The 14,579-nt window shown below is 72.0% G+C and carries 12 protein-coding genes; 6 read left to right on the plus strand and 6 right to left on the minus strand.

Features of this window, described 5'->3' with window-relative positions; genetic code table 11:
- The first annotated feature begins 330 nt into the window (after positions 1-330).
- The gene (locus CP981_RS02800; RefSeq protein WP_085925858.1) at positions 331-1,887 is read left to right on the plus strand and encodes a GMC family oxidoreductase; all 1,557 of its coding nucleotides are present in this window, start codon (positions 331-333) and stop codon (positions 1,885-1,887) included.
- A gap of 96 nt (positions 1,888-1,983) precedes the next feature.
- Here CP981_RS02800 and CP981_RS02805 read toward each other — a convergent pair whose 3' ends face one another.
- The 4 genes from CP981_RS02805 to CP981_RS02820 all read right to left on the minus strand — a co-directional run bounded on the left by CP981_RS02805 (position 1,984) and on the right by CP981_RS02820 (position 6,647).
- Positions 1,984-3,924 (minus strand): trypsin-like serine peptidase, encoded by a 1,941-nt coding sequence (locus CP981_RS02805; protein WP_143658924.1) that lies wholly within the window; start codon positions 3,922-3,924, stop codon positions 1,984-1,986.
- Positions 3,925-4,460: 536 nt separating this feature from the next.
- Positions 4,461-5,192, minus strand: coding sequence for a class I SAM-dependent methyltransferase (locus CP981_RS02810; RefSeq protein WP_085925904.1), 732 nt, complete (start codon positions 5,190-5,192; stop codon positions 4,461-4,463).
- 46 nt (positions 5,193-5,238) lie between these two features.
- A complete protein-coding gene (locus CP981_RS02815) occupies positions 5,239-5,733 on the minus strand; it encodes a hypothetical protein (RefSeq protein WP_143658926.1) in 495 nt (164 codons plus the stop codon).
- 119 nt (positions 5,734-5,852) lie between these two features.
- Positions 5,853-6,647 carry a PhzF family phenazine biosynthesis protein gene (locus tag CP981_RS02820; protein ID WP_085925861.1) on the minus strand — a complete coding sequence of 265 codons (795 nt, stop codon included), beginning with the start codon at positions 6,645-6,647 and terminating at the stop codon, positions 5,853-5,855.
- Positions 6,648-6,962: 315 nt separating this feature from the next.
- Between CP981_RS02820 and CP981_RS02825 the strand changes: the two genes are divergently transcribed.
- The 5 genes from CP981_RS02825 (at position 6,963) to CP981_RS02845 (ending at position 11,056) form a co-directional block, all read left to right on the plus strand.
- Positions 6,963-7,715, plus strand: a complete 753-nt coding sequence (locus tag CP981_RS02825) for a hypothetical protein (RefSeq protein ID WP_085925862.1) — start codon at positions 6,963-6,965, stop codon at positions 7,713-7,715.
- Between the two features lie 196 nt (positions 7,716-7,911).
- Positions 7,912-8,559: a sigma-70 family RNA polymerase sigma factor gene (locus tag CP981_RS02830; protein ID WP_085925863.1), complete on the plus strand. Its 648-nt coding sequence runs from the start codon at positions 7,912-7,914 to the stop codon at positions 8,557-8,559.
- A gap of 258 nt (positions 8,560-8,817) precedes the next feature.
- Entirely contained in the window at positions 8,818-9,432 is a 615-nt protein-coding gene (locus tag CP981_RS02835; protein ID WP_085925864.1) for an ABC transporter ATP-binding protein, read from the plus strand.
- Positions 9,429-10,292 (plus strand): metal ABC transporter permease, encoded by an 864-nt coding sequence (locus CP981_RS02840; protein WP_085925865.1) that lies wholly within the window; start codon positions 9,429-9,431, stop codon positions 10,290-10,292. The genes CP981_RS02835 and CP981_RS02840 overlap by 4 nt, the downstream gene beginning before the upstream one ends.
- Positions 10,250-11,056, plus strand: a complete 807-nt coding sequence (locus tag CP981_RS02845) for a metal ABC transporter substrate-binding protein (RefSeq protein ID WP_085925866.1) — start codon at positions 10,250-10,252, stop codon at positions 11,054-11,056. Before CP981_RS02840 ends, CP981_RS02845 begins: the two co-directional genes overlap by 43 nt.
- A gap of 63 nt (positions 11,057-11,119) precedes the next feature.
- Here CP981_RS02845 and CP981_RS02850 read toward each other — a convergent pair whose 3' ends face one another.
- A complete protein-coding gene (locus tag CP981_RS02850) occupies positions 11,120-12,775 on the minus strand; it encodes a class I adenylate-forming enzyme family protein (RefSeq protein WP_085925867.1) in 1,656 nt (551 codons plus the stop codon).
- On the minus strand, positions 12,772-14,568 hold the full coding sequence (locus tag CP981_RS02855) for a CoA transferase (protein ID WP_244329522.1): 1,797 nt from the start codon (positions 14,566-14,568) through the stop codon (positions 12,772-12,774). Before CP981_RS02855 ends, CP981_RS02850 begins: the two co-directional genes overlap by 4 nt.
- Positions 14,569-14,579 lie beyond the last annotated feature (11 nt).

The following is a 14,579-nucleotide window of genomic DNA, read 5'->3' on the forward strand; positions in this document are numbered from 1 at the left end:
GTCCTTCCACCCGCCGCGCGCGGTGGCCCGTCCGCCCTCCGGGCGCCGGAACGGCTCTCTTCATTCTGCGCCCGTCCCTCAGGTGCGGACACTCGGCGTGGCCCCGGGCCCGGGGTGAGCGGCCTCGTGGCCGCCGTGCCGGTCGACGTCTCCGCCGCTGTCTGTGCTCGCACCCCTCCGTGCCGCCGCGGTTCCGGCGGTGAGCATGCCGCCCGTGAGCGCGGCGGTCCGCCCGCCGACCCCACACATTGGCTGGTTTCCCGGTGTGAGCGGACCTGCCGGTGCGGCTTGGCTGGTGGGGTCCGCAAGAGCGCTGCGTGAGGGGTACGGGTGTACGACTACATCATCGTGGGAGCCGGGTCGGCCGGATGTGTGCTGGCGGCCCGGCTCACCGAGGACGAGCACACCCGCGTGCTCCTCGTCGAGGCCGGACCGGCGGATGATGCGCAGGAAATCCATGTGCCGGCCGCCTTCAGCAAGCTGTTCCAGACGAAGTACGACTGGAGCTACCTCAGCGACTGCGAACCGGGCCTGGACGGCCGGCGCCGGTTCCTGCCCCGCGGCCGGATGCTCGGTGGGTCCTCGTCGATGAACGCGATGATCTACATCCGGGGAAACCGCCGGGACTACGACGCCTGGGCCGCCGCCGGCGCGGAGCAGTGGGGCTGGGACGACGTCCTCCCCTACTTCCTGCGCGCCGAGGACTTCCGCGGGGAGACCTCGCCATGGCACGGCACCGGCGGGCCGCTGACCGTCAGCGAAGGCCGCTCGCAGCATCCCCTGATGACTGCCTACGTGGCGGCCGCCCAGGAGGCCGGCCACCCGTACACCGCGGATTTCAACGGTCCGGAGCAGGACGGCGTCGGCCACTACCACCTGACGCAGCGCGACGGGCTGCGGTGCAGCACAGCCGTCGCCTATCTGCGGCCCGCCCTGGACCGGCCGAATCTCGACGTGCTCACCGGCGCACAGTGCACCCGGGTGCTGTTCGACGGGGACCGTGCGACCGGGGTCGAGCTGGAACGGGGCGGTGAACTGCTCCAGCGGCACGCCGAGCGGGAGGTGGTGCTGGCGGCCGGGGCGTACAACTCCCCGCAGCTGCTCATGCTGTCGGGTATCGGTGTGGCCGATGAGCTGACGCCGCACGGCATCACGCCCCGGGTGGAGCTCCCGGTGGGGGAAAACCTTCAGGACCACGCACACATCGGCCTGTTGTACCTGACCGACACCGAATCCCTGCTGACGGCCCAGACGCCGGACAATGTGCGCTTGCTGGAGACCGAGGGCCGGGGACCGCTCAGCTCCAACGTCGGTGAGGTCGGGGGGTTCCACCGCACTCGCGAGGGCCTGGACGCTCCCGATGTCCAGGTACACGCCACTCCGGTGATGTTCCACGAGGAGGGCATCAGCCCGGTCACCGACCATGCCTTCATGTTCGGCGCGGCCCTGCTCACCCCCACCAGCCGGGGCAAGGTCTCGCTGCGGTCGGCGATTCCCAGCGCCAAACCGCACATCCTGCACAACTATCTGGCGACGGAGGAGGACCGCGCCACGGTGGTACGGGCGCTGCGACTGCTGCTGGACATCGCCGATCAGCCCAGCCTGCGCAAGCACCGGCGCGCCGACTTCCGCGTCCCCCGCTCCACGGACGACGCCGGGCTGCTGGAGTTCGCCCGGCGCGAGCTCCATACCCTCTACCACCCCGCGAGCACCTGCGCGATCGGCCCCGTGGTGGACTCCCGGCTCCGGGTGCACGGTGTCAGCGGTCTGCGCGTGGTGGACGCGTCGGTGATGCCGACGGTGGTGCGGGGCAACACCAACGCCCCCACCATCATGATCGCGGAGAAGGCGGCGGATCTGATCCGCGGCCTTCCGGCACCGGCCTGACCTGCGGGCGGCGCCTCGGGGGGCGTCAACGACGCGCAATGCCGTCCGGTTCCATGGCGGGACCGGACGGCATTCCTGGGGCGGCTACGTACGGGGTCAGCTGATCCGGGCGGGAACGAGCAGGCGTTCGCGGCCCAGGGTCGTGGCCGTGGTGTCGTCGTACATGGAGAGCTTGCCGCTGGGCCAGAGCGCGAGGAGATCGTCCTGGCGGGTACCGCCGCCGAAGGCACCGGCCGTGACCAGAGTGCTGTACTGCCAGGGCGACTTCGCGGGGCGGAGCGGGTGTTCACCCTTGCAGCCCTTGGCACCGAGGTTCTCGTACACCGTCACTTCACCGTCGGACCAGCGGACGAACAGATCCTGGTCGCCGGCGGCCGCCGCGAAGTTCCCGGCGACGCTGTCGCGGGCGTGTCCCCAGGTCGTGTTCTTGGCTTTGGCGAGCCGTTTCTCGGCGTGCAGACCCCGGCCGTCCACGTTGGTGTAGAGGGTCATCTCGGCGTCGGACCAGCGCACCACGAGGTCATCGCGGCGCGCATTGCCGCCGCCGAACCGGCCGGCGGTGAGGCCCACGGCATGCGTCCAGGTGCCGTTGGGGCCCTTGAGCTGGATCGGATTGTTCAGCTTGTTGGTTTCGTTGACGTCCTTATAGAGGGTCAGTTTGCCGTCGGCCCAGCTGACGAGGAGGTCGTCGGTGCTGTTGCCGGTGAATTCGCCCACGGTGAGGGCCTTCGCCTGCTTCCAGGCCTTGTCCTTGACGAGCCGGATGTCCTTGCCCAGGCCGTAGGCGCGGTTGCCGGGGTAGAGCGAGACTTCGCCGTCGGACCAGCGCACGATCAGGTCGCTGGTGCTGTTGCGCACCGAGTCGGAGTGGAACCGGCCGGTGAGGAAGGTGGTGGCGTGCTGCCACGTACCGGCGTCACCGAGGGGGTTGACGGTGTCCGGCGCCGCGTCCGCGACCGCCTGGTCGTACAGCCGGAGGACGTCGTTGTCGAACTGCGCGCTGTAGGAGATGTTGTCCTGGAGGCCGCCGGTCTTGTAGCCGCCGATGGCGCCGACGAGGTTGCCGCGGCTGCCGTCGAAGTCTTCCAGGAACGGACCACCGCTGACCCCCTTACGGAAGCCGTCGCAGGCGATCTCCATGAACCGGCCCTGGAAGGCCCGGGTCGCGTTCGTGCACTGGAGCGGGGTCTTCTGGCCGCCGGGGTAGCCGGTGAGCGTCACCTCACGGCGGGCCAGACCGGCGGCAGGGACCGTGGTGAGGGTGTTGCCACGGCCGATGGCGTCTTCCAGGAGCTGCCCTTGGGAGTTCGATCCGACGCGCAGGACGGCGAAATCCACATCGTCGCTGGGTGACGAGGACAGATACCGCTCGTCGATCCACACCTTGCCCAGCTCCATCGGGAAGAGGCCGTAGGGCCGCTCCCCGGGCTCGCCGGCCCGCGAGGCCCCGCCGCGGTAGCCGGGCACGAAGGCGACGTTGCGGTACGACTTGTCGCCCTTCAGGCAGTGGGCCGCGGTGAGCACGAGACTCTTGGTCGGCGAGGTGACGGCACTGGCGCTACAGAACTGGTTGGGCGTCGCCGAGCCGTCATCACTGCGGATCAGGAACACACCGACCGTGGGGACCCCCGAGGCGACCTGATGGCTCGGCGCGAACAGCGCGCTCCGGCCCGCCGCGTGGGGAGCACGCAACGGGGCCTGCGCCGTCTCCCCGGCCCGCAGCGCGTCCACGGGGACGGCGGTCCGGATGCGCTCCGGCGTCCAGTAACGCTCCAGCTCCTGCGCCTTGCGGATGTCTTCCTGCGTCACGCCCTTGGAACGCTTCACCGGACCGGGAGAAGGCTTCACCGGGCCAGAGGGCGGCGTCGCCTGGCCATGGGATGGCGACGCCGGGTCGGCCGTCGCCGGAGTCGTCATGGCGGCGGGGACGTCCGGGGCGTCCGGCGGCGTCTGGTGCGCGGCAACGGCCGGTACGGCGAGCGCTATCGAGGCGCAGACGCCGACGGCAGCGGCGCGCACCCAAGGTATTCGATTCATGAGCCTGTCCGTTGAAGGGTCGAAACGACCGGGTTCTGCTGAGGGAGCCGGGCGCGAAGGCGCCTTCCCGGCCCGGGAATTCATTGGTTCTTGCGCGTTATCCGGCGAATCTCCTCCGGATCAGCGGGGCGATTCCTGTGCGCCGCGCACGGCGCCCAATTCACCAGCTGCGCTGTCCTGAAGAAATGGCCGGATCGCCATGCTTTCGCGGGCGCTTTTCGGCCTGCGACGAGCCGCCTTTCGGCGTATACCCCGTCCACATCGACAATGCCCCCGCTCCTCGTCGAGACCTCAGAAGCCTGAGGAGCCTCGCGATGAGGAGGGGCAGTCAGACGTCGACCGGTGATCCTTCCGGGATGAGTGACAACACATCCGCGGCCCCCCATGGATGTAATGAAAGAATAAGAAGCTGGAGGAAGGTATCACGAAACCATCGGTCAAAATTGGACAGTTGGCGCTTTATCGAATATCAGAGCCTTGTGATGTCGATCACCTGACGCGCCATCAAGTGCCTTTGCAGGGGACCGGCAGGCCGCCTATCGGCGGCGGGCGATCGTGATGATCTCCCGGCTCGTACCGGTGACGGGCCCGCCGCCCCAGTCCCCGTACCGGGCCTCGATAACGAATCCCGCGTCGGCGAGGAACGCGTCGAGCACCGCCTCGGCAGGAAAGCGCAGCCGCGTCCGGTCGACGCGGAGCACGGTGCCGTCGGCCGCGGCCGTCGTCCCGGTGAAGGTGACCACCTCACCGATGACGGACTCGGTCTCGTGCCACAGGCGCAGGGCCCGTCCGGCCGCGTCGACGACGTCGGACGCCGCCGACGGATTCCAGTCCTCCCAGGCACGCGCCTGCGGATGCCGCGTCTCGAACGCGAAACGGCCGCCACTGCGCAGCGCGCTGTGGACCGCCGCGAGCGAGGCAGCCAACTCCGCGTCGGTGACCAGGCACTGGAACGCATGGCCGGTCATGGTCGCGAGGTCGAACGCAGCGTCCCATCGTGCGTCCGACGCGGTGCCCTCGACCCACTCGATATCGGCGCGCCGCCGGGCCCGGGCAAGTGCGGCAGGGTCCGGATCGAGGCCGACGAGCCGGCCCCGGTGGCCGTGTTCACGAGCGAGGCGCAGCATGGCGCCGGTGCCACAACCGACGTCCAGGACCGAGCCCGCGGCCCTCACCAGCTCGTCATAGAAGCCGTCGCCGGGCCACCGCTCGGGGTCCCAGGGATTCACCAGGTCGTACAGCGCAGCGGCATCGGCGTCCGTGAACACCACGGCGGCGTCCCCCTCACTTGAATCCCCTACCCGGTCCATCGATTCAGTGCCCCGGTACGGCGGTTGCTCGGGGTGCCGGCAGGCCCTTCCGTGCGCGCCAGGCCGCCGGTTCCGTGGGGTTCTCGATCCAGCCGACCAGCTCCCACACCAAGAAGGTGAACGCCATTCCCAGCTCCGTTCCTTCGTAGAGGGAGGTCAGTTCCGTGAGGTACACGGGTTCCGTGTGGACGAGGTGCGTCTCATGGTTCTCCTCGCACCCGCACGCCACCGACACGCCCGCGAAGGCCCCGGCACTGGTGCTCTCCGAACAGTCCACCTGTAGCGAGTACTCGACCCGGTCGCCGGTGGCGTCGCCCACTGTGATGTCCGTGCACAGCACCCCGGGCTCCCATTCCCACCGCGCCGGCCCCTTCGGGCCGAGCGCCGCATCCATCCGTGCGCCTTCGAGCCGTATGAGCTCAAGGTCCCCCTCCCCGGCCTCGGGAAAGAGCTGCTCAAGCGGGGCGTCGGCCAGCGGGCCGTGCTGTGGTGCGGTCATGGGGTCGATCATCGTCAACGGGTGGGTCAGTCACAACTGGTGAGCGGCTGAGGGAGTTCTGCCGGTTCGGTGTCCGGATCGGGTACCGGGCAGGTGCCGTGCACGCCGCTGCGGCTGCTTCAAGGAGTCAGTTCGCCGGTGAAGACGGTTACCGCGTGGCCGAGCAGGGTGACCCGGTCGTCGCGCAGTTCTACGCCCACCCGGCCGCCGCGTGGGGAGAGTTGCCTGCCGTTCAGTGCGGTGCGGCCGAGGCGTTCGGCCCAGTGGGGTGCGAGGACGCAGTGGGCGGCGCCGGTGACGGGGTCCTCGGGGATGCCGGCGGCGGGGGCGAAGACGCGGGAGACGAAGTCGTGGTCGGCGCCGTTCGGGGCGCTCGCGGTCACGATGACGGCTCGGCCGCTGAAGCCGGCGAGAGCGGCGATGTCCGGGGTGAGGTCACGTACCGTTGCCGCATCCGGCAGTTCCACGAGCAGATCGTGCCTGGCCCGGCCGGTCCACTGCGGCTCGGCTCCGAGAGCCGTGGCGAGCAGCGGCGGTACGGGGATGGCGGTCGGCGCATCCGTGGGGAAGTCCAGGGATATCGCGCCCTGGTCGTGCTGACGGGCGGTCAGTACGCCGCTGAGGGTGGTGAAGTGCAGCGGTGCCGCGGGAGTGGCGGAGCCGGTCGTGTGGAGCACGTGGGCGGTGGCCAGCGTGGCGTGGCCGCACAGATCGACCTCCACCGTCGGCGTGAACCACCGCAGTCCGTAGGTGTTTTCCGCGGTTCGGTGCACAAAAGCGGTTTCGGAGAGGTTGAATTCGGCGGCCACCCGCTGCATCCAGGCGGCGTCGGCCGGCCTGTCCAGCAGACACACCCCGGCGGGATTCCCGGCGAAGGGCCGGTCGGTGAACGCATCGACGATGAAGGTACGCATGCGCCTGACGCTACTGGTCGTGGCGGGGGTTCGTCCGGCCCAGGCCTGTCCGGGAGGCCCCGGTCGCCTGAGGGGTGGTGCCGAAGGACCGGAAAGGGGGGCGTGATCGGGACCGATATCGCCGTACCGCCGGATGTGTCACCGGATTCGGCTCTTGCTCGGTGGGGGGTGTCCCGTACGTCTTTGGGCGGCTCGTCGGGCCCTCGATGTGCCGTAGTCCGCCATCCGTTCCGGCAGTCGTTTTCGCTCCGGAAGTGAGCATCTTTTGGGCCTCTTCTGTCTGACGGAGCACGGGAGGGGCAAGCTGTTCTCGCCATGGAAGCCGGATACGTACTCAGGGGATTGCGGGCCATCGCGTTCGCGGTGGTCTGTGTGCTGCTCACGGCTGTCGGGCATGTGCTGACCTCCGGGGCGGTGCTGCCGTGGCGGGTGCTGCTCACGGCCGCGGTAGGGGCCGCGGGAGGCGCGTGGTGCTTCGCCGGCCGGGAGCGCGGGCCGTTGACGGTGGCGGCCCTGACGGTGGGCACCCAGGCGACGCTGCACTCCGCCTTCGCCCTCGGGCAGGCGCTGGACCACACCGGGCACAGCAAATTGTCCTGGGCCGGGCTGTGGTGGGAATCGCTGCGGTGTGGTGGCGGAGTGCCGTTTCATCCGCTGCGGGTGCCAAGTGGCGTGCGTGCGGCTCTGGTTGACGGTTCGCCGGTGCAGGAGATGGCACACGGCGGGCACTTCGGCGGTCTGTCGATGTCCGGCCAGATGGCCGTCATGGGGCACACCCCGCATCCGGGGGCGCCGGGTGGCGCCGGTGTGATGCTCGCGGCGCATCTGCTGATCGCGACGCTGAGCGTGTGGTGGATGTGGGGCGGCGAGCGCGCGGTCTTCCGGCTGGTACGTGCGGTGTCCCTCGCCCTCGTGCCGCGCCTCCGCCTCGTACGGCACACCGTGCTGCCGACCCTCCCTCCGGAGCCCCGGGAACCGGAGCGGACACCGCATCGCGCCTTGCCCGGCCGACTGCTGGTCCATGTCGTCTCGCGTCGGGGCCCTCCGCAGGCGCCGGCTGTCCACTGACAGCGGAGCGCCCTCCGGGCAGCGGACGGACAGCGCGCGGATGCCGCGCCGGCCGCGCCCGCCCCGACATCTCCGGTCCCCCGCGCCGTTCGCCGGACCGGATCCAGCGAAGGACTTCTGATGATGACGCCTGCCCAGATGCCGGTATCGCGGATACCCGTACCCATGGAACTGCGTGAGGGAGAGGAGGCATCGCATGCGTGCGGCTGAGGACGCGCAGGTGACCAAGTGGGCGCTGGAGGGCCGCAGCGGTGACGAGGCCGCCGTCGAGCGGTTCGTACGGGCCACCCGGCGCGATGTGCTGCGCTATGTCACGCATTTGAGCGGTGACTTCCAGGCGGCGGACGACTTGGTGCAGGACACCTATCTGCGGGCCCTCCGGGGCCTCCCCTCCTTCGAGGGCCGGTCCTCGGCCCGTACCTGGCTGCTGACGATCGCCCGGCGCACGGTCGCCGACCGGATCCGCGCCAACCGGGCCAGGCCCCGGATCGCCGCGCTCGACGACTGGCAGACCATGGCCGAACAAGCGCAGCCGGAGATCCTGCCGGGGTTCGATGAGGGCGTCGTGCTGGCCGATCTGCTCTGCGCACTCGCGCCCGCGCGGCGGGAGGCGTTTGTGCTCACGCAACTGCTCGGGATGCCGTATGCGCAGGCCGCGGCGGTGGCGAGGTGTCCGGTGGGCACCGTCCGCTCCCGGGTGGCACGGGCCCGGGAGACGCTGATCGCGCTGGTGAACTCGGCGGAGGGCAGCACCGCGCGGCGACCGGACGGCGCGGAGCGGGAGGCGGCGCCGGCCGGCTTCGGGGCGACATGGCGGGTGTCCGCTTCGACGGCCTCGGCGTGATGCGGTAGCCGGGGTCCGGGAGCGGGACCGGATGCCGATGCCCGGGGGAAGGCCGGGGCGCGGGGACGTGCGGAGCAGCGGTCCCGCGTCCCGCCCGCGTCCTACGGGCCCCGGCCCTTGCCCCCGCACAGAGAATCCCGCCCGGCCGGGAACTCCACGCCCGGCCGGGCCGACTAGTGGGCTGTGGAGCGCAGCAATGAGCAGCCGGAGCCCCCAGCGGCACGGCAGGAGAGCAGGGCGTCCGGTCTCGGCGTACGGATGCACGGCGTGGTGTGCCGGCACGGCCGTCTGGAGGCCGTGAGCGGTGTCGATCTGGACGTGGCCGCCGGTGAACGGATCGCGCTGACCGGTACGAACGGTTCGGGCAAGACGACGCTGCTGCGGGCGGTGCTGGGGCTGCACCGGCAGGTCGACGGCGAGATCCTCGTCGGGCGGCGGGGCGCTCGCAGCGCGGCGGAGTGGGCCTGGCGCAGACGGGCCTGCGCATGGATACCGCAGCGCCCGGCAGCCGGGCGCTTCCCGCTGCTGGCAAGGGAGTTGCTGGCGAGCAGCGGCGCCCCGGACGAGGCGGCGGCCGCCGCCGTGCGCCTCGGGGTGGGTGCGCTCGGGGACCGTCCGCTGAGCAGTCTGTCCGGTGGGCAGTTGCAGCGGATGCATCTGGCGCGGGCGGTGGGGTGTGTGGCCGCGGGGGCGGGCGTGCTGCTCGCCGACGAGCCTACGGCGGCACTGGACTTCGCCGGACAGGAGGAGGCCGCCGAGGTGCTCACCACGCTGCCGGTGACGGTGCTCGTGGTCACCCATGACCGGGCGATGGCCGCGCGCTGCGACCGGACGCTGGAGATGGCCGCCGGACGTCTGCGGGAGGTCCGGTGAACGCGCTCGGACAGGCCGGTGACCTGCTCCAGCTGGTACCGGTACAGCGTGCCGGGGCCGGTCTGCTGCTGTCCGCTCTGGGGCTGCCGATAGTAGGCGTGGTGATCGTCGGGCTGGACATCATGCCGGTGCGCTTCGCGATGATGCATGTGGCGCTGCTGGGCATCGCGGTGGGGCAACTGCTGGGCCTGGACCCGGTGTTGTGCGCGCTTGTCGCGTGTGCGCTGGCCGGTGCCGGGGTGGCGCCGCTGGCGCGTACGGCGGAGGGTCTGTCGGGGGCGATGGGGCTGCTGATGAGCCTGGCCATCGCCGCCGCGCTGCTGATGCTGGCGCTGTCCGGGGTGAACGCGAACGGGGCCTTCGCGCTGCTGTGGGGGTCGATCCTGGCGGTGCGCCCCGCCGATCTCGCGGTGCTGGGTGCGCTGGCGGTAGCTCTGCCCGCACTGTTCGTCTGGCGGCGCCGGGAGCTGTCGCTGCTGCTGCACGACCGGGAGCTGGCGCTGTGTTCCGGGGTGGCGGTGCAGCGGCTGACCGTGCTGCTCCTGGTCCTGGTGGCGGTCGCGGTGGCCGGTGCCATCCGGCTGACCGGGGCCCTGCTGGTGGACGCGCTCACCCTGCTGCCCGCCCTCGCCGCCCGCCGGCTCGGCCGCTCGCTGGTCTCGATCACCCTGTGGGCGATCGGCATCGGGCTGGTCGTGAACGTCGTCGGCTTTCTTGCCTCGCTGGCCTGGGACCTGCCGCCCGGGCCGGTCCTCGTCCTCGCTGCGGGTGCGGTCGCCCTCGCAGCTCATCTCATCCCTGAACGGAGAACTCCCTCATGGCGCGAACCCGCGGCCTCGTCCGTCCCCTCATCGCACTGAGCGCGGGCCTGCTGCTGATCTCCGGCTGCGGCTCCGGCGCAACCTCGGAAAAGACCGCGGCCACGTCGGACAAGGCATCCTCCGGTCCCGTGGTGGTCGCCACCACGGTCTGGGAGGCGGCGCTGGCGAAGGCCGCCGGGGCGAAGCAGGTGACCTCCATCGTCCCCGCCTCGATCAGGCATGCGCCCGATTACGACGTCAAGCCGTCCGATCTGGCCAAGGTGGCGCAGGCCGACTACGTCCTCTACTCCTCGTTCGAGCCGTTCGCCGGCCGGATCAAGGAGGCGGCGGGCTCGAAGGCCAAGATGATCGAGCTGAACCTGGACAACACCCCGTCGAAGACGACGGCGAATGTGACGCGGCTGGGCAAGGCGTTCGGTACGCAGCAGGCGGCCGCGCGGTGGAACACCACGTTCGGCAAGGAGTGGGAGTCGCTGAACAAGAAGGTGCGGGCCGCCTGGCCGGGTGGCAAGGCCCCGGCGGTGACGGCGCAGATGTTCACCGCCTGGGCGGCCAAGCTGGCCGGGGCGCAGCTGGTGGGCACCTACGGGCCGGAGGCGGTGACGCCGGCGCAGCTGTCCGAGCTGTCCGCGAAGAAGCCGAAGTTCGTGCTCGACAACGAGAACATGTCGACCGGAACGGTGCTGCCCGGCTCGGGCGCCAAGCAGCTGAACATCGCCAACTACCCGGGGCAGGACCTCGATCTGCTGGCGGTGTACCGCAAGGCTGCGCAGCAGATGGAGAAGGCGTTCACGGCGTCCTGATCAGCCGGTGAATCACCGGGCGGTGGTGGGCCGTTGGCGCCTGCGCCCACCACCGCCGGCCGGTCACCCCGTCCGTGCGGGCTCGGCCGCGAGCCCGCCGGCGATCCGGTTCCGCAGGGCGGTGCGGTCGGGTTTGCCCGCGGGGGTGAGCGGCAGCGCGCCGGTCACCGGCAGCAGATGCTCGGGGTGCTTGCGGCGCTCCACACCCCGCGTATCGAGGTGGGCGCACAGGCTCTGGAGGGTGATCTCCCGGCCGGCCCTCGGCACCACGCAGGCCGCGAGCCGCTCCCCCATCAGCGGGTCGGGCACGCCCACGCAGATCACGTCCCGTACGTCCGGGTGGGAGGAGAGCTCGCCCTCGACCTCTGCGGGGCTGATGTTCGCGCCGCCACGGATCACGATGTCCTTGAGGCGGCCGACGACCCGCAGGGTGCCGTCGGCGGCGAGCGTCCCCAGGTCACCGGTGCGTACCCAGCCGTCCGCCGTGCGGTAGCGCATGTTCAGCTCGGGCGCGCCGACATAGCAGAGGGGTGTCATCGGGCCGCGCGCGAGGATCTCCCCGGTCCCGTCCGAGGCCGCACCGGGCGGCGGCACGATCCGGATCTCGCAGACCGCGGCATCGGGCCGGCCCACCACGATCCCCGGGCCGTCGTCCGGGAGCGGGGACCGCTGCGCCAAGCCGGTATGGCAGTTGACCCCGTCGGCCGATCCATAGAGGTTGACCACCGGGCAGCCGAAGACCCTGGCCGCCTCGTCGTGGGTGGCCGCGTCGAGCGCGGAGCCGCCCAGGACCAGCGCCGTCGGCCCGTCCGCCGTACGGCCTTCCGTGACGCAGCGTTCCACCATCATGCGCACCATCGTGGGCACGCCCAGCACATGGGTGGGCCGATGGGCGCGCACGGCCGCCAGCGCCGCCTCGGGCGTGAAACGGTCGAGCAGCACCAGGGTGCCGCCGTGCCGGGCGAGGGTCACCGCGGTCCCGCTGCTGCCGAACGCCGACGCGAGCGGGACGAGGAAGAGACACCGCGGCGGGGTGCCGTCCGTCAGCAGCGAGGCGAGGAAGTTGCCCCGGCCGCCGGCGAGCGCATTGTGCGAATAGGCCACCATCTTCGGCTCCGCCTCGGAGCCGGAGGAGACCAGGATGCGGGCCGCGGTGTCCGGATCGGGCCGTTCGGGGGTGAAGTCCCGCTCGTCGCCGGTCAGTTCGGCCGGCGACCGGCAGCCGGCGGGGACCGTGCCCGGGCCGGCGGCGATCACGGTGTGCAGGGCGGGCAAGGCATCGGCCCGTTCCGCCAGTTCCCGGGCGGGCTCGCTCCCCCGGTAGGTGGTGGCCGCGATCACCGCGCGCGCCCCGGAACGGGCGAGCAGCGAGACGGCTTCGCGGCCGCCGCGCCCGACGGGGAAGGGCAGGGCTATCGCCCCCAGGGCGGCCAGCGCGAGATCGGCGGCCACCGCCGCGCCGCTGTTGGGGAGTTGCACGCCCACCACATCGCCCGGACGGATACCGGCCTCGGCGAGGCCGGCGGCCAGACATCGTGCCTCGGTGTCCAGCTCGGCATAGCTCGTCTCACCCTGTGCGTCGATCACGGCGGTCCGCAGCGGGTGACGCATCCGGTGTGCCCGGAACAGCGCGTACAGGTCGAGATCGGGGCAGTGGCCCTCCGCCGCCCAGGCGCGGCGGAGCGGGCCGGGGACCAGGTCGGGTATCCGCGGGGTCATACGAATCTCCAGGGCGTGGGGACGACGAGGGAGCCGTGGGGGTCACGGGTGAGGGCACCGCTGAGGCGCCGGTCCTGCGGGAGCGCACCGAGGTCGGTGGTGACGGCGGTCGCGGCCAGCCCGTCGGCCCGCAGCGCGGCGAGCGCCTGCTCGGAGGTGAGCTCCGTCCACCGGGCCGCGCGGGCTCCGGCGGCGGAAGCGGAGTCGTCGGCGGGGGCGATCCAGCCGTCGGCGGTCGGCAGCGGACGGCGGAAGCCCGCGGGGCGGCGGAGCGCCCCGCGGGCCGCCGCCCGGCGCAGCGCCGGTGCGGTGAGCGCTTCCGCGGCGCCCAGCAGCGAGGACTCCACCCGTACGCCGCTGCCGCTGCGTTCGCGCAGCAGCAGCCCGGCGACCACGGCTTCCGCACCGAGCAGTCCGCCGAGGACATCGATGAGGGTCATCAGGGACGGCGCGGGCGGTTCGTCGGCTGGGCGGGCCAGCGCGCCGATGCCCATCCGGGCCTGGACCATGAAGTCGGTCCCCATCGGGGCATCGGGCAGCCGCCCCGCCCAGCCGCTGGTGTAGGCGTACACCAGCCCCGGGTTGACGGCCGCCAGCCGGTCGCCGTCCAGGCCGAGCTGTTCGGCCTTGCCCGGCGCCCAGTTGTGCAGGAAGACATCGGCGCCGGAGGCCAGCTCCCGCAACTCGGCCTGTCCGACAGGGGACTTGATGTCGATCTGTACGGCGTTCTTGCCCCGGTTGAGCGCGAGCCACCGGGCGGAGACGTCCTCGCAGCAGGGCGGCATACCGCGCAGCGGGTCACCGCCCGGGGGTTCGATCCGCAGGACCTCCGCCCCGAGCTGGCGGAGCAGATGGGCGGCGAGCGGGGCCTGGATGCGGCGGCCGGCTTCGAGGACCGTCAGACCGGAGAGGGGAAGAGCGGCGTGGGCGGCGGGTCCGGTGGCCGGCAGGGGCTGGTCCGCGGTCCGCGGGGTCAGACTCCAGGGTGCGGTGCCGTCCGTCGTTCCGGGCAGTGCGGGCGGGGCGTGCAGGGGGCACACCTCTGCTCCCGAGGTGGCGGCGGCCTGTCGCACCCGCGCCCAGGGCACGGCACGGGCCGCCCGGTGCAGGGCCTCGGGTATCGGGGCGCAGGCGGTGGCGTAGCGGAACTGGAAGGGCTGCCAGCCGGTGCGGATCGCCTCCTCGGGGGCGCCGAGCTCCCGCCAGAAACGGGCCCAGGGGGCGGGGTCCAGCGCCTCCAGCTCGAAGCGGGTGCCGCACCGGGCGGTGAACGGCGGCCCGCCCGGGGCCAGCGGTACGGCTTCGGTCTCCGGGGCGTTCGCCGCCGCGAGGTACTGGCCGAGGGTGAGCAGCGCGGCCCGGTCGGCGCCGGTGGTGACCTGTGCGGGGTGCGCGCCGCCGCGCGCCCGGCCGAGCAGGGCGGCCAGCAGGCCCTGCACGGTGAGCACGGAGGCGCAGGTGGCGGCGTAGTCGACGGCGAGACCACGCGGCCGGCCGTCGCGTCTGCCGTGCACCTGCATCATGCCGGTGGCCGCCTGGACGGTGGGCTCGTCGACGGCGTCCGCGTCCGGCAGGACATCGGCCCAGGCGGTGTGCGCGGTGGCCGTGCCCGGCGCGCCGGTGGCCTCGAACGTCGCGGGCCCGGTGTGCGCTCCGGGCGTCTGCGGTGTCAGGGTCGCGCCGAGCGCCCGCAGATGGCCGGCCGCCGGCGCGGTGAGCGCCGACGGGCCCGCGACCCGGACGGTCACCTCCTCCAGCGGTCGGGACGCGCGGATGACGGCAGGGTGTCCCACGGCACTCCTCT

This window comes from Streptomyces platensis, from assembly GCF_008704855.1.
Taxonomy (GTDB): Bacteria; Actinomycetota; Actinomycetes; order Streptomycetales; family Streptomycetaceae; genus Streptomyces; species Streptomyces platensis.